The 23,918-nt window shown below is 61.2% G+C and carries 26 protein-coding genes; 6 read left to right on the top strand and 20 right to left on the bottom strand.

Annotated elements, in window-relative coordinates; translation table 11 throughout:
* Positions 1-58: 58 nt before the first annotated feature.
* The 4 genes from gabD to J2X54_RS01510 are packed head-to-tail and all read right to left on the bottom strand — an operon-like array spanning position 59 to position 5,544.
* Positions 59-1,513, bottom strand: a complete 1,455-nt coding sequence (gabD, locus tag J2X54_RS01525) for an NADP-dependent succinate-semialdehyde dehydrogenase (RefSeq protein WP_310176985.1) — start codon at positions 1,511-1,513, stop codon at positions 59-61.
* 18 nt (positions 1,514-1,531) lie between these two features.
* On the bottom strand, positions 1,532-2,374 hold the full coding sequence (locus J2X54_RS01520; protein WP_310176982.1) for a PPK2 family polyphosphate kinase: 843 nt from the start codon (positions 2,372-2,374) through the stop codon (positions 1,532-1,534).
* A 34-nt stretch (positions 2,375-2,408) separates the two neighbouring features.
* Positions 2,409-4,019 (bottom strand): NAD(P)-binding protein, encoded by a 1,611-nt coding sequence (locus J2X54_RS01515; protein ID WP_310176980.1) that lies wholly within the window; start codon positions 4,017-4,019, stop codon positions 2,409-2,411.
* Positions 4,020-4,032: 13 nt separating this feature from the next.
* On the bottom strand, positions 4,033-5,544 hold the full coding sequence (locus tag J2X54_RS01510; protein ID WP_310176977.1) for a polyamine aminopropyltransferase: 1,512 nt from the start codon (positions 5,542-5,544) through the stop codon (positions 4,033-4,035).
* A gap of 90 nt (positions 5,545-5,634) precedes the next feature.
* On the opposite strand from J2X54_RS01510, the gene J2X54_RS01505 reads away from it, so the two are divergent.
* From J2X54_RS01505 to speD, 5 genes are read left to right on the top strand one after another with little or no spacing between them, the layout of a single operon-like run.
* Positions 5,635-6,021, top strand: a complete 387-nt coding sequence (locus J2X54_RS01505; RefSeq protein WP_229255412.1) for a DUF350 domain-containing protein — start codon at positions 5,635-5,637, stop codon at positions 6,019-6,021.
* A 20-nt stretch (positions 6,022-6,041) separates the two neighbouring features.
* Complete coding sequence (locus tag J2X54_RS01500) at positions 6,042-7,079, top strand: SPFH domain-containing protein (RefSeq protein WP_310176973.1); 1,038 nt, start codon at positions 6,042-6,044, stop codon at positions 7,077-7,079.
* Between the two features lie 10 nt (positions 7,080-7,089).
* Complete coding sequence (locus J2X54_RS01495; protein WP_310176970.1) at positions 7,090-8,556, top strand: DUF4178 domain-containing protein; 1,467 nt, start codon at positions 7,090-7,092, stop codon at positions 8,554-8,556.
* Positions 8,553-8,729, top strand: a complete 177-nt coding sequence (locus J2X54_RS01490) for a hypothetical protein (protein ID WP_310176968.1) — start codon at positions 8,553-8,555, stop codon at positions 8,727-8,729. The genes J2X54_RS01495 and J2X54_RS01490 overlap by 4 nt, the downstream gene beginning before the upstream one ends.
* 35 nt (positions 8,730-8,764) lie before the next feature.
* The gene (gene speD, locus J2X54_RS01485) at positions 8,765-9,178 is read left to right on the top strand and encodes an adenosylmethionine decarboxylase (RefSeq protein ID WP_404990880.1); all 414 of its coding nucleotides are present in this window, start codon (positions 8,765-8,767) and stop codon (positions 9,176-9,178) included.
* Here speD and J2X54_RS01480 read toward each other — a convergent pair.
* Together J2X54_RS01480 and J2X54_RS01475 are read right to left on the bottom strand one after the other, a co-directional pair.
* Positions 9,148-9,837 carry a CPBP family intramembrane glutamic endopeptidase gene (locus J2X54_RS01480; protein WP_310176966.1) on the bottom strand — a complete coding sequence of 230 codons (690 nt, stop codon included), beginning with the start codon at positions 9,835-9,837 and terminating at the stop codon, positions 9,148-9,150. The two genes, speD and J2X54_RS01480, sit on opposite strands and share 31 nt — an antisense overlap.
* 68 nt (positions 9,838-9,905) lie before the next feature.
* Positions 9,906-10,526 (bottom strand): glutathione S-transferase, encoded by a 621-nt coding sequence (locus tag J2X54_RS01475; RefSeq protein WP_310176964.1) that lies wholly within the window; start codon positions 10,524-10,526, stop codon positions 9,906-9,908.
* Between the two features lie 92 nt (positions 10,527-10,618).
* Here J2X54_RS01475 and J2X54_RS01470 point away from each other — a divergent pair, with 92 nt between their 5' ends.
* Entirely contained in the window at positions 10,619-11,440 is an 822-nt protein-coding gene (locus J2X54_RS01470; RefSeq protein WP_310176962.1) for a helix-turn-helix domain-containing protein, read from the top strand.
* A gap of 17 nt (positions 11,441-11,457) precedes the next feature.
* Here J2X54_RS01470 and J2X54_RS01465 read toward each other — a convergent pair whose 3' ends face one another.
* The 14 genes from J2X54_RS01465 to mnmG form a co-directional block, all read right to left on the bottom strand.
* Complete coding sequence (locus tag J2X54_RS01465; RefSeq protein ID WP_310176961.1) at positions 11,458-11,913, bottom strand: type II toxin-antitoxin system VapC family toxin; 456 nt, start codon at positions 11,911-11,913, stop codon at positions 11,458-11,460.
* Between the two features lie 322 nt (positions 11,914-12,235).
* Entirely contained in the window at positions 12,236-12,658 is a 423-nt protein-coding gene (locus J2X54_RS01460; protein WP_070249674.1) for a F0F1 ATP synthase subunit epsilon, read from the bottom strand.
* A gap of 16 nt (positions 12,659-12,674) precedes the next feature.
* A complete protein-coding gene (gene atpD / locus J2X54_RS01455; protein WP_070249673.1) occupies positions 12,675-14,075 on the bottom strand; it encodes a F0F1 ATP synthase subunit beta in 1,401 nt (466 codons plus the stop codon).
* A gap of 30 nt (positions 14,076-14,105) precedes the next feature.
* Positions 14,106-14,981 (bottom strand): F0F1 ATP synthase subunit gamma, encoded by an 876-nt coding sequence (gene atpG, locus J2X54_RS01450; protein WP_070249672.1) that lies wholly within the window; start codon positions 14,979-14,981, stop codon positions 14,106-14,108.
* Positions 14,982-15,042: 61 nt separating this feature from the next.
* Positions 15,043-16,584, bottom strand: coding sequence for a F0F1 ATP synthase subunit alpha (atpA, locus tag J2X54_RS01445; RefSeq protein ID WP_070249671.1), 1,542 nt, complete (start codon positions 16,582-16,584; stop codon positions 15,043-15,045).
* Between the two features lie 68 nt (positions 16,585-16,652).
* The gene (locus J2X54_RS01440; protein WP_070249670.1) at positions 16,653-17,186 is read right to left on the bottom strand and encodes a F0F1 ATP synthase subunit delta; all 534 of its coding nucleotides are present in this window, start codon (positions 17,184-17,186) and stop codon (positions 16,653-16,655) included.
* Positions 17,187-17,188: 2 nt separating this feature from the next.
* Complete coding sequence (locus J2X54_RS01435) at positions 17,189-17,659, bottom strand: F0F1 ATP synthase subunit B (RefSeq protein ID WP_026637682.1); 471 nt, start codon at positions 17,657-17,659, stop codon at positions 17,189-17,191.
* Positions 17,660-17,696: 37 nt separating this feature from the next.
* Positions 17,697-17,966, bottom strand: a complete 270-nt coding sequence (gene atpE / locus J2X54_RS01430) for a F0F1 ATP synthase subunit C (RefSeq protein ID WP_371851800.1) — start codon at positions 17,964-17,966, stop codon at positions 17,697-17,699.
* A 72-nt stretch (positions 17,967-18,038) separates the two neighbouring features.
* Entirely contained in the window at positions 18,039-18,836 is a 798-nt protein-coding gene (gene atpB / locus J2X54_RS01425; protein ID WP_026637683.1) for a F0F1 ATP synthase subunit A, read from the bottom strand.
* A 21-nt stretch (positions 18,837-18,857) separates the two neighbouring features.
* Positions 18,858-19,223: an ATP synthase subunit I gene (locus tag J2X54_RS01420; protein WP_229255411.1), complete on the bottom strand. Its 366-nt coding sequence runs from the start codon at positions 19,221-19,223 to the stop codon at positions 18,858-18,860.
* Between the two features lie 319 nt (positions 19,224-19,542).
* Positions 19,543-20,424, bottom strand: a complete 882-nt coding sequence (locus J2X54_RS01415) for a ParB/RepB/Spo0J family partition protein (RefSeq protein WP_310176944.1) — start codon at positions 20,422-20,424, stop codon at positions 19,543-19,545.
* Between the two features lie 20 nt (positions 20,425-20,444).
* Entirely contained in the window at positions 20,445-21,215 is a 771-nt protein-coding gene (locus J2X54_RS01410; protein ID WP_310176941.1) for a ParA family protein, read from the bottom strand.
* A 94-nt stretch (positions 21,216-21,309) separates the two neighbouring features.
* Positions 21,310-21,969 carry a 16S rRNA (guanine(527)-N(7))-methyltransferase RsmG gene (gene rsmG, locus J2X54_RS01405; RefSeq protein WP_310176938.1) on the bottom strand — a complete coding sequence of 220 codons (660 nt, stop codon included), beginning with the start codon at positions 21,967-21,969 and terminating at the stop codon, positions 21,310-21,312.
* Positions 21,966-23,903, bottom strand: a complete 1,938-nt coding sequence (gene mnmG / locus J2X54_RS01400; protein WP_310176936.1) for a tRNA uridine-5-carboxymethylaminomethyl(34) synthesis enzyme MnmG — start codon at positions 23,901-23,903, stop codon at positions 21,966-21,968. Before mnmG ends, rsmG begins: the two co-directional genes overlap by 4 nt.
* Between the last annotated feature and the right edge of the window lie 15 nt (positions 23,904-23,918).

Genomic DNA, 23,918 nt, shown 5'->3' with positions numbered 1-23,918 from the left:
GAATGAAAGAAAATTCATTCTATGCCAAATGCCAGTACCTTGCCCGACTGCTTTCCGATTACGCGATGCCGAGGCACACGTATTTGACCACCAGGTAGTCGTCGATGCCGAGGTGCGAGCCTTCGCGGCCCAGGCCCGATTGCTTGACGCCGCCGAACGGCGCGATCTCGTTCGAGATCAGGCCCGTATTCACGCCCACCATGCCGCTTTCCAGGCCTTCGGACACGCGCCAGATGCGGCCCACGTCGCGCGCATAAAAATAGCTGGCTAGGCCAAACTCGGTATCGTTGGCCAGCGCGATCGCCTCTTCCTCGGTGGTAAAGCGGAACAGCGGCGCCATGGGACCGAAGGTTTCCTCGCGCGCGACCAGCATGTCGCCGGTGACGTCGGCCAGCACGGTGGGCTCGAAAAAGCTGTGACCGAGCGCGTGGCGCTTGCCGCCGGTGAGCAGGCGCGCGCCCTTGTCCAGCGCGTCGGCGATGTGCTGCTCGACTTTTTCCACGGCCTTGGCGTCGATCAGCGGACCTTGCGTCACGCCGTCGTCCACGCCATTGCCCACCTTGAGCTTTTGCACCGCCGCCACCAGTTTTTCGGCAAAGGCGTCGTACACGCCGTCCTGCACGTACAGGCGGTTGGCGCACACGCAGGTCTGGCCGGCGTTGCGGTATTTGGAGGCGATGGCGCCTTCCACGGCCGCATCGAGGTCGGCGTCGTCGAACACGATGAACGGCGCATTGCCGCCCAATTCGAGCGAGAGCTTCTTGATGGTGGGTGCGCTCTGCTCCATCAGCAGGCGGCCGATGTCGGTCGAGCCGGTAAAAGTCAGCTTGCGCACGATGGGGTTGGCCGTCATCTCGCCACCGACCTCGCCCGACTTGCCTGTGATGACGCTGAACACGCCGGCCGGCACCCCGGCGCGCTGCGCCAGTTCGGCCAGCGCCAGCGCGGAAAACGGCGTGGCCTGCGCAGGTTTGAGCACCATCGGGCAGCCGGCTGCCAGCGCGGGGCCGGCCTTGCGGGTGATCATGGCGATCGGAAAGTTCCACGGCGTGATGGCGGCGCACACGCCGATCGGCTCGCGCGTGACCAGGATGCGCTGGCCGGCCGACGGCGAGGCCAGGGTTTCACCCGCCACGCGCTTGGCCTGCTCGCCGAACCATTCGATGAACGACGCGCCATAGGCCACTTCGCCGCGCGACTCGGTCAAGGGCTTGCCCTGCTCGGCCGTCATCAACAGCGCCAGGTCGTCGGTATTGGCCAGGATCAGGTCATTCCACTTGCGCAGGATGAGCGCGCGCTCGCGGGCGGTTTTCTTGCGCCAGGCTGGCCAGGCGGCATTGGCCGCCTCGATGGCGCGCCGGGTTTCGGCCGCGCCCATCACCGGCACGGTGCCGATTTGCTCGCCGGTGGCGGGATTGGTGACGGCCACGGTGGCGCCGTTGTCGGCGTCGCTCCATTGGCCGTTGATGTACGCCTGCTGGCGCAGCAGCGATGGATCTTTCAGTTGCAGCATCGTGGTTCTCCTTTGAATTTACACTACCGTGAACGAGGACAGGTCCGGGTGCGGCGGCGGATACTGCAAGTCCATGCTCTCCAGTGTTTCCAGCAACAGGCTGGCAATGGCCAGGTTGCGGTGCACCTTGGAGTCGGCCGGCACGATGTACCACGGCGCGTAGTCGGTATTGGTGGCACGGATCGCGTGCTCGTAGGCCTTGACGTAGTCGCCCCACTTCTTGCGCTGCTCGATATCGTTGGGATCGAACTTCCACTGTTTGTCGGGATCGTCGAGCCGCTCCTGCAGGCGTTCGCGCTGCTCCTCGTGCGAGATGTGCAGGAATACCTTGATGATCACGGTGCCGGTTTCCGTGAGCATGCGCTCGAAGTCGCGGATGTGGGCGTAGCGGCGCTGGCATTCGTCGTCATCGATCATGCCCTGCACGCGGGTGATCAGCACGTCCTCGTAGTGGCTGCGGTTGAAGATCGCGATCTCGCCCTTGACCGGCACGTGCTGGTGCACGCGCCACAGGTAGTCGTGCGCCAGTTCGGCGTCCGTTGGCGCCTTGAAGGCTACCGCGCGCACGCCCATCGGGTTGACGCCACTGAACAGCGCGCGCACCAGGCCATCCTTGCCGGACGTATCCATGCCTTGCAACACCAGCAGCACCTTGTGCTGGTGCAGCGCGTACAGCCGGTCCTGCAAATCGGAGATGCGGTGAATCAGGCCGGCCGTACGTTCGTTGTCGAGCGCCTTGGCTTTCGCCTTGCTCAGGTCGGGATTGGCGGCGCGGCTGGAGAACACGCTGTTGCCGGCGTCTTCGTCGCGCAACTTCGGTTTGGCGGGGGCGAGAAAGCGCTTGCGGGCGTCGTGGGTCATGGCTGTCTTCTGGTTTTGTCGATGGACCAGCTTATCACTTTGCCGCCAGCGTTGCCGCCCGATACCCCCACCATGCGGCCTCCTCGAACACCGAAAAGCCCGACAGATCGGCATGGGCAAACAGGATGCTGCCATCGGCCTCGCGCAGCGCCTTCATGCCGGCATTGCTGCGAAAGTTCGGCCACGGCACGCTCATGGCGTGGCCGCGCAAGGTGATGTCCACCCGCTCCACGCACGAAGCGAACTGCGTACCGTACGCGGCTTTCAGATCGGCGCAGGCCAGCGCCAGCAGCTCTTGCGGACTGGCCGCCACCATCCAGCGCCGCGCATTGACCGCCTTGCGGTCCGACAGCGCCACGTAGGAACTGAACACGGTTTTCTCGGGCGGGCGCACGCGGATATCCTGGTGGGTGGAGACGACAAACCCCAGCCCCGGTTCGCTGTACACCACGTTGTCCCACGACAGCGGCTGGCCGGGCAGCTCGTCGGGAAAGCGCTTGAGCAGGAAATTGGCCACCATCCACGGCGCGTACTCGGGAATGTGTCTGGCCGGGTCGAAGCCGTAGCCGGCGATGTTTTCCACTACCCGCGCAGCGACGTAGGTGGGCATGGCGCAGATGGCTTTGCGCGCGCGCACCAGGTAGGTGGTGGGCTTGCCGGCATCGAACCGGAAGCACAGCGCCTCCACGCCGGTGGCGGTCTTTTTGAGCGAGATGCAGGTGCCGGCGCGGCGCTTGATGCCGGACGAGCGCTCCATGCCGCGCACCAGTGGTTGCAGCCCGCCAGGCCAGGTGAGCCAGGTGCCGTCGTTGGCGTTGGCCGCCTTGCCCCAGCGGCTGCAATAGTAGTGCAGGCCGGCCCACGCCGACACCTGGTCGTAGCGGGTGCCGTAATCATCGCGGCAGCAGTAGTTCAGGTACCAGTGCAAGGTGGGCGAACGGTAGCCGTTCTGCTCGAGCCACACCTTGAGCGTGATGCGGTCGAGCGCCGTCCATGCCGGGTCCTCCGACGACATCACGGTCGGGAACACGAACACGCGGCGGCCATCGCTGCCGTGCAGCTGGCGCAGGCGTTCGACTTCCTTGAAGAAGCGCGTATGTTCGTCGAGCTCCCACTGCGGCACGCCCTCGGTGGGCATGAAGCCTTCCTGCCAGTGGCCGTCGTGCAGCAGCCGCTCTTCGGGCGCGTGCAGGAGGAAGCGCTCGTCGTAGTACGGCTTGTCACCGAAAGCGTCTTTTTCAATGATGCCCAGGTCGGCCAGGATTTCGCGCACATGGACCGACTCGGGTGACGGCAGCGGCAGGTAGTGGGCGCCGGTCGGGTATTCGAGGTCGCCAAAGGCACCGCCGGCGGCATTGCCATACGCTTGCGGACCATCGATCATCAGCATGTCGGTCCTGCCCAGTTGATTGAGCTTCCAGGCGGCGGTGAGGCCCGCCACGCCGGAGCCGAGGATGGCAATGTCGGTGGTAATCACTTCCGACGGCGGCGGCAGCGCCTTGCGGTCGCGCAGATAATGGCCCTCGTCGCGGCCCGGGTAGTGCAGCACCGGCGTGATCTCCTGCCAGCGCTGGAAACCGGCCACGCTGCCGGCAGCAGCCAGGCCAGCCATGCCGCCCCATACTAAAAAAGATCGGCGCAGCATCAGCAGGCTTCCATCATCGGATCACCCGGCGCCAGTCCTGCTCGAACTCGTGCACCAGCGACTGCGTGTTGAGGCGGTTGGGCGCCATCGGCAGTGCCGGCATATCGGGCGGGAAGATGAACATCTCGCGCGTGGTTTCCTCGTTCAGGTACCGCATCGGCAGCCGATACCTGGTCGGCGGCGTGTAGTCGGCCTGCGGGCTGGCCAGCACAAAACCCCATTCGCCGAACGACGGCACGTAGGCGTGGTACGGCGAGGTTTTCATGCCCACTTCGCGCAGCGTGGCGTCGATGGTCCAGTAGGCGTGCGGCGCAAAAAACGGCGACGTGGATTGCACCGTCATCAGGCCGTTGGCCGCCAGGTGCTTTTTCACCATGCCGTAGAACGGCACCGAGTACAGCTTGCCCAGCGCAAAACTGGACGGGTCGGGGAAGTCGACGATCACCGCGTCGAACATGTCGTCGTTATGCTGGAGCCAGATCGCCGCATCGGCATTGACCACGGTAACCCGCTTGTCGGTGAGCGAGCCGTGATTGAGCTTGACCAGTTCCGCGCGGCTGGCAAAGGCGCCGGTCATGGCCGGATCGAGATCGACCAGGGTGACATGCTCGATATTTTTATAGCGCAGGATCTCGCGCAGGGCCAGGCCGTCGCCGCCGCCCAGCACCAGCACGCGCCTGGCCCACGGCAGCGGTTCCAGTACCGGGTGCACCAGCGCCTCGTGGTAGCGATACTCGTCGCGCGACGAGAACTGCAAATTGCCATTGATGTAGAGGCGCAGGTCGTCCTTCCAGCGCGTGACCACCAGCCGCTGGTACGGCGTGGTGGTGGCAAACACGATTTCGTCGCCGAACAGGCCGTGTTCACCCCAGTAGGTCAGGCGGTCGGCAGAAATGAAACCGCACACCAGCAGGAACAACACGGCGCTGGCGCGCAGCATGCGGCCGGTAACGTTGGTGAGCTCTGTGCGAAACACCCGGATGGTCCACAGGGCCACACCCACGTTGAGCATGCCGAACACGAAACCGCTGCGCACCAGTCCCAGCTTGGGCGCCATCACCAGCGGGAACAGCAGCGAGACCGCCAGCGCACCGAGATAATCAAACGTGAGCACGCGGCTGACCAGTTCACTGAAGTCGGTCTGGCGCGCATTGAGCGCGCGCATCACCAGCGGCACTTCCATGCCCACGAAGGCGCCCACCAAGAACACCATCGTGTAGAGCATGGCGCGAAACGGCGCGGCGCTCCACGAAAACGTCAGGAACAGCACCGCCGCCGAAATGCCGCCCACCAGTCCCACCGCCAGTTCGATGTCGACAAAGCGCGCCATCACGTCCTCGTCGCGCACGTACTTGGAAAAGTGCGCGCCCACGCCCATGGCAAACAGGTAGCAGCCGATGATGGTGGAGAACTGCAGCACCGAGTCGCCGAGCAGGTAGCTGGCCAGGGCGCCGGCAATCAGTTCATACGCCAGGCCGCACGAGGCGACCACAAACACGGACAGGATCAGGATTTTTTTGTTCATTACGCTTATTCGGGCCTGTTATGCACTACCATGCTGCTTTGTTAGCAAGTTAGTAAAGTTAGTCGTCACTTTAACCTGCGAGAGCGCGCCGTGCCAGCTATCCTCAATTATCTGATCCATCTTTTATTGGCCGCGATGCTGCTGGCCGTGTTCTTTGCCGTGTACACGCGCATCACGCCGTACAACGAGGTGCTGCTGATCCGCCAGGGCAACCAGGCCGCAGCCCTGTCACTGGGCGGCGCCTTGATCGGCTTTTCGATCACGGTCGGTTCCGCGCTGATGCATACCCTCGGTTACCAGCAGTTCTTCGCCTGGGCGTTCGGCGCGATGGTGGTGCAGATCCTGGCGTATGCCATCACCACCCGCGTGCTGAACATGGCCAAGGACCAGATCGAGGGCAACAACACGGCGTTCGGCGGCCTGCTGGGCGCCATCGCCATTTCCATCGGCGTCATCAACGGCGCCTGCATTTCCTGACATTTGAACGGAGGTCCATCATGGGCATCGGCAGCTTTATCAAGAAGCAGTTTATCGACGTACTGCAATGGAACGAGGAAGTGGACGGCGTGCTGGCCTGGCGCTTCCCGATGCAGGACCAGGAGATTCAAAACGGCGGTGTGCTGGTCGTGCGCGAGTCGCAGATGGCGGTGTTCGTCAACGAGGGGCAGATCGCCGACGTGTTCGGCCCCGGCACCCACAAGCTCACCACGCAAACCCTGCCGCTGCTGACCAACCTGAAAAACTGGGACAAGCTGTTCGATTCGCCATTCAAGTCGGATGTGTATTTTTTCAGCACCCGCGTGCAGACCGGCCGCAAATGGGGCACGCCGCAGCCGATCACGATCCGCGACAAGGACTTCGACATGATCCGCGTGCGCGCCTTCGGCATGTACTCGTACCGGGTCAGCGATCCGCGCCAGTTCTTCAAGGAGATCAGCGGCACGCGAGAAACCTACACGCGCGACCAGGTCGAAGAACAGCTGCGCGGGATCCTGATGGCCTCCATGGCCAGCTCGCTGGGCAGCTCCAACGTGCCGTTCCTCGACATGGCAGCCAACCAGGCGCTGATGGCGCAGCAGGTCAAGGGCGATTTGATCGAAGCGTTCGGCCGCTACGGCATCGGTCTCGATGAATTCAACGTCGCCAGCGTGAGCCTGCCGGAGGAACTGCAAAAGGCGCTCGACGACCGCATCTCGGCCGGCATGAAGGGCGGCCTCTCGGCCGACAAGATGACCGGCTTTACGCGCTACCAGACGGCGACGGCAATTCCGCTGGCCGCGCAAAACGAAGGCGGGCTGGCGGGCATAGGCGCCGGCCTCGGCGCGGGCATGACGGTGGGCCAGGCCATGGGCAACGCGATGGGGGCGTCGATGGCTCCGGCTGCGGCTCCCGCTGCACCTGCTGCACCTGCTGCTGCCGACGACTCCGTGGAAGCGCGCCTGCAAAAGCTCAAGGGCCTGCTCGACAAGGGCCTGATCTCGGCTGCCGACTACGACAGCACCAAGGCCGAACTGCTGAAAAAACTGATCGGTTAACCAGAGCCACATGCAAATCGTCTCCTGTCCCAGCTGCGGCGCGGAAGTCAAGTTCCGCTCGCACGCGTCGGTGGTGGCCGTGTGCGAGTACTGCGCCACCACCGTGCTCAAAGATGCCGACACGGTCAAGTACTTCGGCAAGATGTCGGCGGTGCTGGAAGACTATTCGCCGATCCAGATCGGTACCGCAGGCGTGCTGGCCGGGCGGCCGTTCACGGTCATCGGCCGCATCCAGCTGCGCTATGCGGCCGGCATGTGGAACGAGTGGTATTTGCTGTTCGACGACGGCGCCACGTCGTGGCTCGGCGATTCGTCGGGCCTGTACACGATCACCGCCGAATTCAAGGGCGACGCCACACTGCCGGCATTCGAGCAGCTGCAACCGGGCCACAATTACGACATCAACGGCGCGTCGTACACCGCCGCCGAAATCCGCGTGGCCGATTGCGTCGGCGGCCAGGGCGAGCTGCCGTTCCGCGTGGGCGACGGCTACCAGTCGAAGGTCGCCGATTTCCGCAAAGGTGCGGAATTCATCACCCTCGATTATTCCGACGGCGCGCCGGTGGTCTACACCGGCGCGGCCGTCACGCTTGACAGCCTGCAACCGCAGCTGCTGCGCGACGACGACACGATACTGCGCGCAGCCGGCCGCTATCGCGGCAAGCTGGCCGCCCTCGACTGCCCGTCGTGCGGCAGCGCCATCAAGTACCTGCCCGGCGTGACCAATACGCTGGTCTGCGCGGCCTGCCAGGCCCAGATCGACGCCACCAGCCCCAAGGCGCAGGTGCTGGCCGCCGGCGAACGAATCGCCAGGGTGACCACGACGATCGACCTGGGCGCCACCACAAAAATCAACGGCCAGGACTTCACCATCATCGGCGTGATGCGCCGCGCCGACGACGAGGGCACCGAGTGGACCGAGTACCTGCTGTACGGCGCCCGCGCGGGCTTTTCATGGCTGGTGGAGACCGACGAAGGCTGGTCCGGCGCCAGCGTCATGGCCGAGTGGCCGCTGCAGTATCAACCCGGCGAGAACAACGTCGTGGTGAATCGGACCAAATACAAAAGCCTGTACCAATATGGTTCGACCGTCACCTGGGCCGCCGGCGCCTTCAACTGGCGCGTGGCCGTCGGCGATGTAACCCAGGTCGAGGAATACAAGGCCGGCCGGATCAGGCTGGCGCGTGAAACCACCGAGCACGAAATGACCTGGTCGCGCTCGGCCCCGGTGCCGGCCGACCAGATGAAAGCCTGGTTCGGCGCCCAGTTCCACGGCAAGGTCAACGCCGCCCCCGGCCCCAAGCCATTCGCGCGCAGCCGCCACCGCGACGCGGCCAAGTACATCATCATGTTCATGCTGGTAGTGAACGCCCTGCCGATGCTGATGAATTTCTCATCGACCTGGTACCTGAGCGCGCTGGGCGCGCTGGCCATCTATTTGCCGGCCACCTTCCTCGATAACAACGACAAGCCATGAGCAAATTCTTCCTGTACGCCGTCATCGTCACCCTGGCCACGTCGGGCGCCTCGTGGGTGCGCGCTGTCTCGGGCGACCGCGACAAGTCCAACTATCGCGGCAGCACCTGGAGTTCGGTCGGCGGCGGTGGCGGCAGCTTTGGCAATGGCTCCGGTGGCGGGGGGCACAAGTGAAGCGCGAGGTGTTACCCAACCGCGTGCCCGACAGTGTGCCTGGCCCGGTCTCGTCTGCGGCTGCGGCTGCGGCTGACAATACGCTCGAGCACCGCCCGACCGGCACCCATGTGCTGGCCGACCTCGGTGGCATTGCTGCCGAAAAATTATGCAGCTGCGAGTGGCTCGACACGTTGCTGCGTTCAGCTGCGCAAGCTGCCAACGCGCGCGTGCTGCACAGCCACTTCCATGGTTTCGGCGACGGCCAGGGCGTGACCGGCGTGGTGCTGCTGGCCGAATCGCACATCTCGATCCACACCTGGCCCGAGTGCGGCTTTGCCGCTGCCGACATCTTCATGTGCGGTGATGCGCAGCCTGAGTTAGCGCTTGCTATCGTGATGGAGGCTTTGCAACCGGCGTCACACAGCGTGCAATCGATTTACAGATCGCCGCCCGGCCGATTGCCATAGCGGCGCAGCAGCGCCGGCAAAAAGATGATGGTCGAGTCGATCAGCGCGTGTGTGATCATGCAGGCGATCAGGTCGCGTGTGACGAGATAAATGGCAGTGAGCAGCAAGCCACCGAACAGCACGCCCACCAGGTGCCCCGCCGACCAGCCGCCCAGGTGCGCCACCACGAACACGAATAAGGGAATCGCGGCAGCCAGCCAGGCATTGCCGGTGATCTCCTGCAAACGTTCGATCGGATAGCCACGAAACAGGATTTCCTCGGTGACGGCGGCCGTGATCACGGCCGCGTAGCGGAACCACAGCGGCATGTCGGTCAGGCGTTTGAGGCCCTGGGCCGAACCCTCGGGAATCGCGCTGCGTCCGCGCTGCAGACCCAGGTGCAGCGACAGCACGGTAAAGGTCACCATGGTCAGTCCGATCATGGCGCCCGCCGCCCAGGCGCCGTATTGGCCCCCTTCGATGCCGATGCTGGCCAGCGGGCGGCCTTCCCAGAACAGCACGATCGCCACCACCGCCAGCGCCAGGCCCCACATCGACGACAGGTGAAACACGGCCTGGATCGGCGCGTGCTTGTGTTGCGACTTGATGAGCGCGAACGCCGACGTGCCGCCGAACGCAACGAGCAAGCCGGCCATGGTGGCAACGGGGACCGCGATCATCGACACCTTTCAGACTGGACGGGCGCCGATGATGTCATGCGCCGTCGCAGAAATCAACGTGTGAGCGCTCAGGCCTGGTCGGGTTGGGTTGCGGCCAGTTCCTGGTCCTTCCGCTGCGCGGCCTGGATCGCCGGACGCGCTTTGACACGGGCGACGTAATCGAGGATTTCGTCGCGCTTGGGCAGCTTGGTCATCCAGGCCAGCGAGGTGCCCCACAACACGTCGAGCGCAGTGAATTGGTCGCCCAGCATCCACGGGCCACGCGCCAGTTGCGCGACCAGGGTATTGAAAACGTCGTCGAAATCGCCATAGCCGTTCATGGTCTTGTCCACCGCTGCGCGCTGCATCCAGTTGTCGATCAGCGCCGGCTCGAAACAGCTGCCGTAGAACGCCATCCAGCGCAGGTAAGGGCCGCGCAGCGGATCACCGATCGGCGGCGCCAGCCCGGCGGCCGGGAACAGGTCGGCCAGGTAGAGATAGATCGCCACCTGCTCGGTCACCAGCGCGCCGTTGTGCTCGACGGCGGGCACCTTGCCCATCGGGTTGATCGCCAGGTAGGCCGGCTCGCGGTTTTCGCCGCGCTTCATGTTCATGAGGTGCAGTTCGTACGGCGCTTGCAGCTCCTCGAGCAGTGCCAGCACGCCGGTCGAACGCGTGTTGGGGCAATGGTGAAAAATCAGTTGGTCCATGATGATCTCCTGGTGAAAACCTGACGATAACGGCTGCTATGATGGCAGTCTTGGAAAAACGCGCAGACCTGACTCGAACGATGACGATGACGATGACGCCACTGACACTGCAAGACCGCTACAAGGGCGTGGTCAACCCGGCTGCCGTAGGCCAGCGGTTCCGCCTCGAGCGCTACGCCGCCCCGCCCGACCTGGCGCCGTACATCGAGTGGTACTGGATGGTCGCATGGGATTTGCCGCCCGAGGTGGTGCACGTACAACGCACCCTGCCCTCACCGTGCATCCAGGTGGTGTTTGACCGCGGTCGCAGCGCGACGTTCGGCGTGATGACCGGATCTTTTGAATACACCTTGACCGGCAAGGGCGCCGTGCTGGGCGCACGTTTTCGCCCAGGTGCGTTTCGCGGCTTTTTGAAGGGCGCAGTGCAAACCATCACCAACCAGCAATTGCCTGTCTCGGCGGTATTCGGCGGTGATGACGAGGAAGATGAGTGCAGTGTGCTCGACGCCGCCGACGCCGGCGATGACACAGCCATGGTCGCAGCCGCCAGCGCGATTTTCCGCCGTGCGCTGCCGGCGCAGCTGGACCCTCGCATTGAACGGGTTGCAAAGACCATGGAACTGATCAGGCAGCATCCCGAAATAACCCAGGTTGCGCAACTGGCCGAGCGCCTGGACACCAGCGTGCGCGCCTTGCAAGCGCTGTTTCGCGACGTCGTGGGCGCCACGCCCAAGTGGGTCATCCGCCGCAACCGCCTGCTCGACGCCGCCGATCAGCTGGCCAACGGCGACGACATCGATCTGGCCACCTTGGCGCAGGACCTTGGCTACTACGACCAGGCCCATTTCACGTCGGATTTCGAGGAACTGGTGGGCAAGCCGCCGGCGCATTACCGCAATAGCTGCAAGCCCTGAGTGGTTCTCAGGTGAGTTCAGCGCCGTTTGGAGCCTGGTGAAGCTGGCCCTGCCGGTGCAAGGGCATTGACGATACGCGTCAGGGTTATCGTTGCAATTTCGTATGGCACCCGAACGTCAGCACCCTTGAAGTCCTTGGTATTGCGGGTAATGACGAGGAGTTTTTGAACTTGCGCAGTGGCTTTGATGATGGCGTCCATCAGGGCAATCTTTGGCCCTTTCCGCAAATCCTCGGTGCGGATTCTGGCGGCGGCAGTCATGATGGCGTCATCGATACGGATGATCTCGAAGCCGCCCTCACTGAACAGCAGCTCGAATTTATCTTCCTCGTCCGGCTTGATATTGGCGCGAACTTCCATCCAGGAGATGACGCTTATAGCGGGCTCATCCCAATAAGTCAGCTCGTCGTGCGCCTCAGCGATTCCGTTAAGGTAATCGATAACAATGTTGCTGTCGAAGAGGACTAGCGCCATTCTTCGCGCATCATACGCTGATATTCCAGACCATCTTTCGGAATATCGGTGCGATCTTTCCACATCCCCGCCGCTTTCGCCAGCGCAGCGGCGCGGCGCGCACGGCGCCCTTCGGGCGTATCGGGGTATTGGGGTATTGGGGCTGGTCCTTGGCCGGTTCGGGCGGCGAAGGCTTGTGCTCTGCGATTGTCATGATGAGCCACCTGCTCAAAGTTTGATCAATGCAGGAAGTGTAGCGCAAGCTGTGATGGTTGTCGCCACGATGCTGGCACGTAAAAAAAGGCAGCCGAAGCTGCCTTTTGCTTTACTACTGTTGCGTTGCTTAGTGCTTGGCGCGCAGCTTGGCGATGGCGGCCAGTTGGCCGATCGCTGCTGCCAGTTCGGCTTGCGCTTTCGCGTAGTCGATGCCGGCGCTGTTGTTGGCCAGCGCTTCTTCGGCGCGCTTCTTGGCCGCTGCCGCTTTGGCTTCGTCCAGGTCGGCGCCGCGGATCGCGGTATCGGCCAGCACCGTCACGGCGTTCGGCTGCACTTCCAGCAGGCCGCCGGCCACGAAGACGAACTCTTCTTCGACTTGGCCAGGAACCTTGATGCGCACCGCGCCCGGGCGGATGCGGGTGATCAGGGGCGTGTGCTTCGGGTAGATACCCAGCTCGCCCTGTTCGCCCGGCAACGCGACGAATTCCGCTTCGCCCGAGTAGATCAACTCCTCGGCGGAAACGACGTCAACGTGAATAGTGTTTGCCATGAGTTTCTTTCAACAATTAGTTGAGTTTCTTGGCTTTTTCGATAGCTTCTTCGATCGTGCCTACCATGTAGAACGCTTGTTCCGGCAGGTGGTCGAGCTCGCCCGACGCGATCATTTTGAAGCCCTTGATCGTGTCTTTCAGCGAAACGTATTTACCAGGCGCGCCGGTGAATACTTCAGCAACGTGGAACGGCTGCGACAGGAAACGCTGCATCTTGCGAGCGCGCGATACCAGCAGCTTGTCTTCCGGTGCCAGTTCGTCCATGCCCAGAATCGCGATAATGTCACGCAGTTCCTTGTAGCGCTGCAGGGTGCCCTGAACAGCGCGCGCGGTGTCGTAGTGGTCCTGGCCAACAACCAGCGGGTCCAGCTGGCGCGAGGTCGAGTCCAGTGGATCGACTGCAGGGTAGATACCCAGCGAGGCGATGTCACGCGACAGCACGACGGTCGAATCGAGGTGACCGAAGGTGGTCGCTGGCGACGGGTCGGTCAAGTCATCGGCAGGTACGTACACGGCCTGGATCGAGGTGATCGAACCGGTCTTGGTCGAGGTGATGCGCTCTTGCAGGCGGCCCATCTCTTCGGCCAGAGTAGGCTGATAGCCGACTGCCGATGGCATACGGCCCAGCAGTGCCGACACTTCGGTACCGGCCAGGGTGAAGCGGTAGATGTTGTCCACGAAGAACAGAACATCTTTGCCTTCGTCACGGAACGCTTCGGCCATGGTCAGACCGGTCAGCGCCACGCGCAGACGGTTGCCTGGTGGTTCGTTCATCTGACCGTACACCATCGCTACCTTGGAGTTCTCCGGATTTTCCAGATCGACCACTTTGGCGTCGGCCATCTCGTGGTAGAAGTCGTTACCTTCACGGGTACGCTCACCCACACCGGCGAACACGGACAGACCCGAGTGCGCTTTGGCGATGTTGTTGATCAGTTCCATCATGTTCACGGTCTTGCCCACACCTGCACCGCCGAACAGACCGACTTTACCGCCTTTGGCGAACGGGCACACCAGGTCGATCACCTTGATGCCGGTTTCCAGCAGATCCTGCGATGGCGACAGTTCGTCGTAGGCAGGAGGAGCGCGGTGGATCGAAGCGATCTGGTCGTGAGCGACCGGGCCGCATTCGTCGATCGGGTTGCCCAGCACGTCCATGATGCGACCCAGGGTTGCTTTACCGACTGGCACCATGATTGGTTTGCCGGTGTTCTGGATCATCATGCCGCGACGCAGGCCGTCGGAGGTACCCAGAGCAATGGTACGGACGACGCCGTCGCCCAGCTGCTGTTGTACTTCCAGGGTCAGCTCGGAGCCTTCCATTTTCAAGGCATCGAATACCTTGGGCATCGCATTGCGTGGAAACTCAACGTCCACCACAGCGCCGATACACTGAACGATTTTGCCATCAGCCATGTTCGTTCCTTCAAATATAGTTAAATTCGTTTAAACCGCTGCCGCACCGGCGACGATTTCGGAGAGTTCTTTGGTAATCGCAGCCTGACGCGTCTTGTTATAGATCAGCTTCAGTTCACCGATGACGCTACCAGCGTTGTCGCTGGCGGCCTTCATCGCGACCATGCGCGCCGATTGCTCGGACGCCAGATTTTCCGCGACCGACTGGTACACCAGCGCTTCTACATAGCGCTCGAGCAGTTCGTCAATCACCGCAGCCGCGTCAGGTTCGTAGATGTAATCCCAGTTGTGATTACCTGCGTCCGCCTGTTTCGTGGCAGCTGGCAGTGGCAGCAACTGCTGCACGACCGGCTCTTGCTTCATGGTGTTGATAAACTTGGTGTAGCAGATGTACACGGCGTCGACTTCACCGTTCTGGAATTTCTCGAGCATGACCTTGACAGGTCCGATCAATTTTTCCAGGTGCGGCGTGTCGCCGATCTGGGTCACTTGCGCGACCACAGGAACGCCTACGCGATTCAAAAACCCCAAACCTTTGTTACCGATGGCAACTGCCGCAATCTTGTTGCCAGCTGTTTCCAGCTCGCGGGATTTCTGCGTCACCATGCGCAAGATGTTGGTGTTCATACCGCCGCACAGACCTTTGTCGGTGGTAACGATGATGAAGCCAACTTTCTTGGCCGATTCCTTTTGCTCTTCAGCCAGGAACGGGTGCGTGTATTCCGGATTGGCGGCGGCCAGATTGGCGGCGATATTGCGAATCTTTTCACTGTAGGGACGGGCGGCGCGCATACGGTCCTGCGCTTTGCGCATTTTCGATGCGGCAACCATTTCCATCGCCTTCGTGATCTTCTTCGTATTTTCTACGCTCTTGATCTTGCCACGTATCTCTTTGCCTACTGCCATGAGTCCTTACTCCTTCTGCGCTGAGGACGGCGCCGGGGCAAGCCCGGCGCCGTCAAGCACCTTAAAATGCGCCGGATTTCTTGAAGTCGGCAATGGCGGCAGCCAGCGTTGCTTCGCCGTCTTTGTCCAGTTGCTTCGACGATTCAATCTTCGACAGCAGGTCAGCTTGCTTGGTCTTCAGGTAAGCGTGCAGGCCGGCTTCGAATGGCAGTACTTTCTTCACTTCGACGTCGTCCAGGTAGCCCTTGTTCACAGCGAACAGCGAGGCAGCCATCAGCGAGATCGACAGTGGCGAGTACTGAGCTTGCTTGAGCAGCTCGGTGACGCGGGCACCACGGTCCAGCTGCTTGCGGGTCGATTCGTCCAGGTCGGACGCGAACTGCGCGAACGCAGCCAGTTCACGGTACTGGGCCAAGTCGGTACGGATACCGCCGGACAGGTTTTTGATGACCTTGGTCTGGGCAGCACCACCAACGCGCGACACCGAAATACCGGCGTTAATCGCAGGACGGATACCGGAGTTGAACAGCGAAGTTTCCAGGAAGATCTGACCGTCGGTAATCGAAATCACGTTGGTTGGCACGAAGGCCGAAACGTCGCCAGCTTGGGTTTCGATGATCGGCAGTGCGGTCAGCGAACCGGTCTTGCCAGTCACGGCGCCGTTGGTGAAAGCGGACACGTAGTCGGCGTTCACGCGGGCTGCGCGTTCCAGCAGGCGCGAGTGCAGGTAGAACACGTCGCCTGGGTACGCTTCGCGGCCTGGTGGGCGGCGCAGCAACAGCGAAATCTGGCGGTAGGCAACTGCTTGCTTCGACAGGTCATCGTACACGATCAGGGCGTCTTCACCGCGGTCGCGGAAGTATTCGCCCATGGTGCAACCCGAGTATGCCGAGATGTACTGCATGGCAGCCGATTCCGACGCGGTGGCCGCGACGACGATCGTGTATTCCATGGCGCCGTGCTGTTCCAGCGAACGCACGATATTCTTGATGGTCGACGCTTTTTGACCGATCGCCACGTAGATACAGGTCATGCCCTGACCTTTTTGGTTGATGATCGCATCAACCGCAACGGCGGACTTACCGGTTTGACGGTCGCCAATGATCAGCTCGCGCTGGCCACGGCCAATTGGTACCATCGCGTCGATCGATTTCAGGCCGGTTTGCATCGGCTGCGAAACGGACTCGCGGGCGATAACGCCCGGTGCGATCTTTTCGATTGGCGAGGTCATCTTCGCATCGACAGGACCTTTGCCGTCGATCGGCTGGCCCAGGGCGTTGACCACGCGGCCACGCAGTTCAGGACCGACTGGTACTTCCAGGATGCGGCCGGTGCACTTGACCGTGTCGCCTTCCGAGATGTGCTCGTAAGCACCCAGGATCACGGAACCGACGGAGTCGCGCTCCAGGTTCATGGCCAGGCCGAAGGTATTGCCCGGGAATTCCAGCATCTCGCCTTGCATTACGTCCGACAGACCGTGGATGCGGCAGATACCGTCGGCTACGGAAATCACCGTGCCTTGATTGCGCACTTCAGCGCCGCTGTCAATGCCTTGAATCCGGCTCTTGATCAGCTCGCTGATTTCAGATGGGTTGAGTTGCATGCTAACTCCTAATTTAGTTCTCTCCGCTTGCGCGAGGGTATGTTTGGTCTGCCGTAGCCAGCGGGTTCTTACTGAACCAGCGCGACGTGCATCTGTTGCAGCTTGGCGCGGACCGAAGTGTCGAGCACTTCGTCGCCCACTACCACGCGCACACCACCGATCAACGATGGGTCGACCGTGACAGTCGGGTTAAGCTTGCGGCTGAATTTCTTTTCCAGCGTGGCGACCAGATCGGACAGCTGGGCGGCGCTCAGATCGAACGCGCTCGTGATGTCAGCATCCGCAGCACCTTCTGCACCATTTTTGAGCAGTTGGAACTGGGCGCCGATTTCCGGCAGCAATTCGATGCGGCCATTGGCGACCACCATGCCGAGGAAGTTGTTCGCTTCTGCGGTCATCGGCGATTTCACCAGCGACGCGATGGTGGCGGCGAGTTCGCTCTCCGACACTTTCGGATTGCGGGCATAGTCCTGCACATCGGCATTGCTGCCGATCTGGGCCATTTCGGACACCAGATCGGACCACTGCGCGAGGTTGCCGGCTTGGGCTACGCGGAAGAGGGCTTCCGCGTAAGGACGGGCGACGGTTGCGAGTTCAGCCATGATTACAGCTCAGTCGCGAGGCGGGCCAGCAGGTCGGCGTGGGCCGACGCGTTGACTTCGCGCTTCAGGATCTGCTCGGCGCCTTTGACCGCCAGGTCGGCTACCTGGGCGCGCAGTGCTTCGCGGGCTTGGGTAACTTGCTGATCGGCTTCTGCCTTGGCCTGCGCAATGATGCGGTCGGCTTCAGCTTTGGCGTTGGTCTTGATTTCTTCTGCGACCAGTTGCGCACGCTTTTCTGCGTCCGCGACGCGCTGGGCAGCTTCGTCACGGGCGGAGGTCAGGGCTTCGGCAGCGCGCTTTTCAGCGACTGCCATCGAAGCCTTGCCTTGGTCGGCTGCTGCCAGACCATCGGCGATACGCTTGGCACGCTCGTCCAGCGCGGTGTTCAGCGCCGGGAATACGAATTTCATCGAGAACCATACGAGCACCGCGAAGGTGATCATCTGGCCGATGAGCGACATATTAACGTTCATACCTTGCTCCTAATTAGTTTCCCCGGTTGGAGCAGTATTACTGGCCAGCGGCGGCGATAACAGCGGTCAGGAATGGGTTGTTGAACGTGAACAGCAGAGCAACACCAACGCCGATCATCGAGATCGCATCCAGCAGACCAGCGATAACGAACAGCTTGGTTTGCAGTTGTGGCATCAGTTCTGGTTGACGTGCCGACGCTTCCAGGAATTTGCCGCCCAGAATGGCGAAGCCCAGTGCGGTGCCGATAGCGGCCAGGCCAATGATGATAGCGACTGCCAGAACGGTCATGCCTTGTACTTGTGCGATCAGAGCTTGCATATATTTCTCCTAATTTAAAAAACGAAAGATACTAAAAAATAAAACGAATCAAGTTGGTGATTAGTGCTTCTCAACCGCAAGGGCCAGATACACAACCGTCAACGCCATAAACACAAAAGCTTGCAAAGTTACAATCAAGATGTGGAAGATTGCCCATGGACCACCCAACAGCCACTGCGCCCACCAAGGCAACAACGCGATCAAGATGAAGATCAGTTCACCGGCATACATATTGCCGAACAGTCGCAGGGCCAGCGAAACTGGCTTGGCGAACAGTTCAACCATTTGCAGCAGGAAGTTGACAGGTGCCAGCAAAATGGCGGCAAAGCCGGTTGCATGGAATGGCGCCGTGAACAGTTCCTTGGCGTAACCGCCGAGGCCCTTGGCTTTGATCGAGAAACCGAAGATGCACAGCAGGACCGACAGCGACAGCGCGAAGGTCAGGTTGGCATCGGCGGTTGGTACCACACGCAGGTTGTACACGCCGAAGAACTCCAGTGCCTTCGGCAGCAGGTCCACCGGCAGGAAGTCCATGGCGTTCATCAGCCATACCCACACGAAGATGGTAATGGCCAATGGTGCGATCACCGCGCTTTTGGCGTGGAACGCGCTATTAACAGTGTCGTTGACCAGTTCCATGACCAGTTCGACGAAGTTTTGCAGCTTGCCCGGCACACCAGCGGTGGCGCGGCGCGAAGCCATGTAGAAGACACCGAGGAAAATCGCTCCCAGGATGGCCGAAACCCAGAACGTGTCCAGGTTAAACATGCCATCGCTGGTTTGCAGATGTTGCAAGTGGTGCTTGATGTATTCTGTGGCGTTAGCCGGGGCTGAGTGCCCCCCGTGTTCAGTGGTCATAATGTCGTCAGATTTTGTTAATTAAACTGCAAGCAGTGCAAACCAATACGCCATGGTTGCTACCGCGAATCCCAAGATCAGCCATAACCAAGCGGCCGATGAAAATAGCACCAGCGCGACAATAAACAGCGCTGCAGTGACGGAAAACTTGACCATTTCCGCGCGAAAATGCGTCCGGAAAGTCTTTTTTGGATCATTCGTTGCGCCCATGACGATCATCGCGTACACCAGGCTCCCGATGACTGCGATTGCTCCGCCATAGGCGGCCGACCATGCTTTGAGTACTCCACCGAGGTTCCAGGCGAGCAAGGCGAACCCAGTTGCGATGGCCAACTGGAGGGCGACGACTTTAAACATCGGCCTGGAAACACTCGTCGTTTTACGCACTGCGAGCTCCAAAAAAACACCGATAAACTCAAAGACGCGTGATTATATGTGTCTTTCATGTATCACGTCAAACATGGTGCACCGCACCAGAGCATTTAGTGCGTGAATGAGACGCTTTTATAAACATTTCCAAACGCGTTGCACCACTTTGGCGCCAGATGGGGTAAAAGGGGAAAATGGGCAATTGATTCCCAAAAATCAACACTGCCGCCAAGATCCGTCATCCCCGCGCAGGCGGGGTTCCATAGACTATCTGAGTTGATGCTCAGCATGGATCCCCGCTTTCGCGAGGATGACGAATTTCTGGCAATACCGTGAATTACGCCCGCAGTCTTGCCAAAACACCATCGAGAATGTCGAGGTCGGCAAAGTCGATGATCATCTGGCCGCGCCCCTTGCTGCCCATCTTGAACACCACCGGCGTGGCCAGCTTGTCCGATAGTTCTTCTTCCAGCCTGGTGATATCTCCGGATTTTTCCTTCTGGCGCGCTTCGCTCGGCGCCGCCTGCTGTTCTTCCAGCGTGCGCGTCACCAGCTTTTCGGTTTCGCGTACCGATAGCCGTTTGGCAACGACCGTGTTGGCCAGGTTGATTTGCGTGGCGGCATCGACCGCCAGCAGCGCGCGCGCGTGGCCCATGTCGATATCGCCGGCCATCAGCATGGTTTGCACGCTGCTGGCCAGATTCATCAGGCGCAATAAATTGGACACGGCGCTGCGCGACCGACCGACGGCGTTCGCTGCCTGCTCGTGGGTAAAGCTGAAATCGGTAATCAGGCGGTGGATGCCTTGCGCTTCCTCCAGCGGATTGAGATCCTCGCGCTGCATGTTCTCGATCAGCGCCATGGCGGCGGCGGCCTGGTCGTCGACGTTGCGCACCAGCACCGGCAACACTTCCAGCCCGGCCAGTTGCGCCGCGCGGAAACGCCGTTCGCCGGCGATGATCTCGTAGGTGACCGCGCCGGTCAGCGGGTCGCTGCCGACCGGGCGCACCAGGATCGGTTGCATGATGCCCTGGGTTTTGATCGACGCGGCCAGTTCCTGCAGGCCGCCCTCGTCCATGCGCGTGCGCGGCTGGTATTTGCCGGCCTGCATTTGCGTGACCGGCAATTCGGACGGCGTGTTGGCGTCAGGCGCCTTGTCGTCGCCGCCGAGCAGCGCGTCGAGGCCGCGCCCCAGGCCTTTGAGTTTTTTGGTTGCCATATATATGTATGAAGAATGCGTTACATTTTCTTGATGCGTTCGACCATCTCGGCGCCAAAGGCGATATACGCCTGCGCACCCTTGGACGATGGATCGAACGCGACGCCGGGCATGCCATACGACGGCGCTTCGGCCAGACGCACGTTGCGCGGGATGATGGTTTTGAAGACCTTGTCGCCGAAGTGCTGTTCGAGCTGGGCGGACACCTGCTGCGACAGCGTCATGCGCGGATCGAACATCACGCGCAGCAAGCCGATGATTTTCAAGTCCTGGTTCAGGTTGGCGTGCACCTTCTTGATGGTGTTGACCAGGTCGGACAAGCCTTCCAGTGCGTAGTACTCGCACTGCATCGGGATGATCACGCCGTGGGCGGCGCACAGGCCGTTCAGGGTCAACATCGACAGTGCGGGCGGGCAGTCGATCAAAATAAAATCGTAGTCCTGATCCACTGCCGCCAAGGCCAACTTGAGGCGCCGCTCGCGGTTATCGAGCGCCACCATCTCCACCTCGGCGCCAGCGAGTTCGCGGTTCGATGGCAGCACGTCGAACCTGCCTGCCTCCGAACGCAGGCGCGCGGTGGCCACGTCGGATTCGCCCAGCATCACCTCGTAGGTGGAGGCGGCCAGGCCGGCCTTGTTGATGCCTGCGCCCATGGTGGCGTTGCCCTGCGGGTCCAGGTCCACCAGCAGCACGCGCTGGTTCAGCTTTGCCAGGCCGGCCGCCAGGTTGACGGTGGTGGTGGTCTTGCCCACCCCGCCCTTCTGATTCGCTACGCAGAAAATTTTCGCCATGTATTTGTTATCGTCTTTTCTCTTTAATTATTTATACCGTTTAAACGATTTATACTGTTTATTTCGTATAAATCATTTATTTCGTTTAAATGATTTATACCGTTTCGGTTTGCTCTGATCTGATGAACACCAGATGACGCTCCGCCTCCAGCCCCGGCACCTGCAAAGGCTCCAGTTTCTGCACCTTCCACGGCTCTGGCAGTCGTTCGCGTTCTTCCGCTGGCGCCGTGCCTTTCAAGGCGATGAACTGGCCGCCCTCTTCCAGCAGATGCCCCGACCAGTTGACAAAGTCCGACAGGTCGGCAAAAGCGCGCGAGGTAATCACGTCGAACTTGGTTTTCACTTCCAGCTGCTCCACGCGCTTGGTGTACACCGTCACGTTGGTCAGTTCCAGCTCCGCTTTGACCTGGTTCAGGAAGGCGGTTTTCTTGTGCACAGTATCGATCATCGACACTTTCATGTTGGGCCGGCTAATGGCCAGCACCATGCCTGGCAAACCACCGCCCGCGCCTACGTCCAGCACGTTTTTGGCGCCTGCGAACGCCGAAACGGCTGCCAGGGAATCGAGCAAATGCAGCGTGACCATCTGCAGCGGATCGCGCACCGACGTCAGGTTGTACACCGAGTTCCACTTGTTGAGCAGAGCCAGGTAGTCGAGCAGTTTTTCGACCTGCACTTCGCTCAAATCGAGCGCGAGTCCGGCGATTCCGGTGCGTAAAACGTCAGCGACGACAGCGCGATCGAACACCTTCATTGCACCACCTCGTCTTTCATCTCCTTGTTGAGGAAGCCGCCGAAGCCTACTTTTTTCAGGTGTACCAGCAGCAGCGAGATCGCGGCCGGGGTTACACCGGAGATGCGCGAGGCCTGGCCCAGGGTTTCCGGACGCTGGGCATGGAGCTTCTGGCGCACTTCCACCGACAGCGCGGTGATGTCCAGGTAGTTGAAACTCTCGGGCAATTTGAGGTTTTCGTAGTGCTCGTGGCGCTCGACTTCCTTGGTCTGGCGGTCGATATAGCCCGAATATTTGAGCTGAATTTCGATCTGTTCGCGCACCGCGTCGTCGGTGACGCCCGGACCAGCGAGGTCACGACCATCAATGCCAGCCAGTGTCATCAGCTTGTCGTAGCCCACGCCGGGACGGCGCAGCAGGTCGGCCAGCGAGTATTCGCGCTCGATGGCCTGGCCAATCACTCGCTCCGATTCGGCAGCTTCGACGATGCGGGGATTGATCCACGTGGAACGCAGGCGCTCGAGTTCAAGAGCGACAGCCTCGCGTTTGCGGTCGAACGACTCCCATTGCGCGTCGCCAACACAGCCCAGTTTGCGGCCGATTTCGGTCAGGCGCATGTCCGCGTTATCTTCGCGCAGGCTCAAACGGTACTCGGCGCGGCTGGTAAACATGCGGTACGGCTCCATCACGCCTTGCGTGACCAGGTCATCGACCATCACGCCCAGGTACGCTTCCGAACGCGCCGGGGTCCACGCTTCACGGCCCTTGGTTTGCAGCGCGGCATTAATACCGGCCAGCATGCCTTGGGCTGCGGCCTCTTCGTACCCGGTAGTGCCATTGATCTGGCCAGCGAAATACAGGCCAGCGACGGCCTTGGTTTCCAGCGACGCTTTCAGGCCGCGCGGGTCGAAATAATCGTATTCGATGGCGTAGCCCGGACGCAGGATGTGGGCGTTTTCCAGTCCCCTCATCGAGCGCACCAGGGCAATTTGCACGTCGAACGGCAGGCTGGTGGAGATGCCGTTTGGATAGAATTCGTGGGTGGTCAGGCCTTCCGGTTCCAGGAAAATCTGGTGCGATTCTTTCGAGGCGAAGCGGTGAATCTTGTCTTCGATCGACGGGCAATAACGCGGGCCCACGCCTTCGATCACGCCCGTGTACATGGGACTGCGATCGAGGCCGGCACGGATGATGTCGTGCGTTTGGTTATTGGTGTGGGTGACCCAGCATGGCAACTGCTGCGGGTGCATGGCGGCGTTGCCCATGACGGAGAACACCGGCACCGGATCGAGGTCGCCCGGCTGTTCGGCCATCTGCGCGAAGTCGATCGACCGGCCGTCGAGGCGTGGCGGCGTGCCGGTTTTCAGGCGGCCTTGCGGCAGTTTCAGTTCCTTCAGACGGGCCGACAGCGAGGTCGCCGGTGGGTCGCCAGCGCGGCCAGCGGAGTAATTTTGCAGGCCGACGTGGATCTTCCCGTCGAGGAAAGTACCAGCGGTGAGCACCACGGCAGGCGCCAAGAACTTCAGGCCGATCTGGGTGACGGCGCCAACCACGCGGTCGCCCTCCACCATCAAATCATCGACAGCCTGTTGGAACAGCCACAGGTTGGGCTGGTTTTCCAGGCGAGAACGGATCGCTGCCTTGTACAAGATGCGGTCGGCCTGGGCGCGCGTGGCGCGTACTGCCGGGCCTTTCGAGGAATTCAAAATGCGGAACTGGATGCCCGACTCGTCGGTAGCGATCGCCATGACGCCGCCCATGGCATCGACTTCCTTGACCAGGTGGCCTTTGCCGATACCGCCGATAGAGGGGTTGCAGGACATCTGGCCCAGTGTCTCGATGTTGTGCGTCAAGAGCAAAGTCTTCTGCCCCATGCGGGCGGAAGCAAGTGCGGCCTCGGTGCCGGCGTGACCACCGCCGACAACGATGACGTCGAATGAAGTTGGAAATAACATGATGGAATTTTTTAA

This window comes from Duganella sp. 3397, assembly GCF_031456625.1.
In the GTDB taxonomy this organism is placed as follows: Bacteria; Pseudomonadota; Gammaproteobacteria; order Burkholderiales; family Burkholderiaceae_D; genus Rugamonas; species Rugamonas phyllosphaerae.
Note: the sequence above shows the minus strand (reverse complement) of the source record. Positions and strands in the feature narration are given on the sequence as shown.

Coding starts and splice junctions, on each gene's coding strand:
- J2X54_RS01515 (WP_310176980.1), bottom strand. CDS start 4,019: ATGCTGCGCCGATCTTTTTTAGTATGGGGCGGCATGGCTGGCCTGGCT.
- atpD (WP_070249673.1), bottom strand. CDS start 14,075: ATGGCTGATGGCAAAATCGTTCAGTGTATCGGCGCTGTGGTGGACGTT.
- J2X54_RS01520 (WP_310176982.1), bottom strand. CDS start 2,374: ATGACCCACGACGCCCGCAAGCGCTTTCTCGCCCCCGCCAAACCGAAG.
- J2X54_RS01475 (WP_310176964.1), bottom strand. CDS start 10,526: ATGGACCAACTGATTTTTCACCATTGCCCCAACACGCGTTCGACCGGC.
- J2X54_RS01500 (WP_310176973.1), top strand. CDS start 6,042: ATGGGCATCGGCAGCTTTATCAAGAAGCAGTTTATCGACGTACTGCAA.
- J2X54_RS01465 (WP_310176961.1), bottom strand. CDS start 11,913: ATGGCGCTAGTCCTCTTCGACAGCAACATTGTTATCGATTACCTTAAC.
- J2X54_RS01470 (WP_310176962.1), top strand. CDS start 10,619: ATGACGCCACTGACACTGCAAGACCGCTACAAGGGCGTGGTCAACCCG.
- J2X54_RS01440 (WP_070249670.1), bottom strand. CDS start 17,186: ATGGCTGAACTCGCAACCGTCGCCCGTCCTTACGCGGAAGCCCTCTTC.
- J2X54_RS01435 (WP_026637682.1), bottom strand. CDS start 17,659: ATGAACGTTAATATGTCGCTCATCGGCCAGATGATCACCTTCGCGGTG.
- J2X54_RS01410 (WP_310176941.1), bottom strand. CDS start 21,215: ATGGCGAAAATTTTCTGCGTAGCGAATCAGAAGGGCGGGGTGGGCAAG.
- J2X54_RS01415 (WP_310176944.1), bottom strand. CDS start 20,424: ATGGCAACCAAAAAACTCAAAGGCCTGGGGCGCGGCCTCGACGCGCTG.
- J2X54_RS01490 (WP_310176968.1), top strand. CDS start 8,553: ATGAGCAAATTCTTCCTGTACGCCGTCATCGTCACCCTGGCCACGTCG.
- J2X54_RS01460 (WP_070249674.1), bottom strand. CDS start 12,658: ATGGCAAACACTATTCACGTTGACGTCGTTTCCGCCGAGGAGTTGATC.
- gabD (WP_310176985.1), bottom strand. CDS start 1,513: ATGCTGCAACTGAAAGATCCATCGCTGCTGCGCCAGCAGGCGTACATC.
- J2X54_RS01480 (WP_310176966.1), bottom strand. CDS start 9,837: ATGATCGCGGTCCCCGTTGCCACCATGGCCGGCTTGCTCGTTGCGTTC.
- atpA (WP_070249671.1), bottom strand. CDS start 16,584: ATGCAACTCAACCCATCTGAAATCAGCGAGCTGATCAAGAGCCGGATT.
- J2X54_RS01495 (WP_310176970.1), top strand. CDS start 7,090: ATGCAAATCGTCTCCTGTCCCAGCTGCGGCGCGGAAGTCAAGTTCCGC.
- atpB (WP_026637683.1), bottom strand. CDS start 18,836: ATGACCACTGAACACGGGGGGCACTCAGCCCCGGCTAACGCCACAGAA.
- rsmG (WP_310176938.1), bottom strand. CDS start 21,969: ATGAAGGTGTTCGATCGCGCTGTCGTCGCTGACGTTTTACGCACCGGA.
- mnmG (WP_310176936.1), bottom strand. CDS start 23,903: ATGTTATTTCCAACTTCATTCGACGTCATCGTTGTCGGCGGTGGTCAC.
- J2X54_RS01510 (WP_310176977.1), bottom strand. CDS start 5,544: ATGAACAAAAAAATCCTGATCCTGTCCGTGTTTGTGGTCGCCTCGTGC.
- atpG (WP_070249672.1), bottom strand. CDS start 14,981: ATGGCAGTAGGCAAAGAGATACGTGGCAAGATCAAGAGCGTAGAAAAT.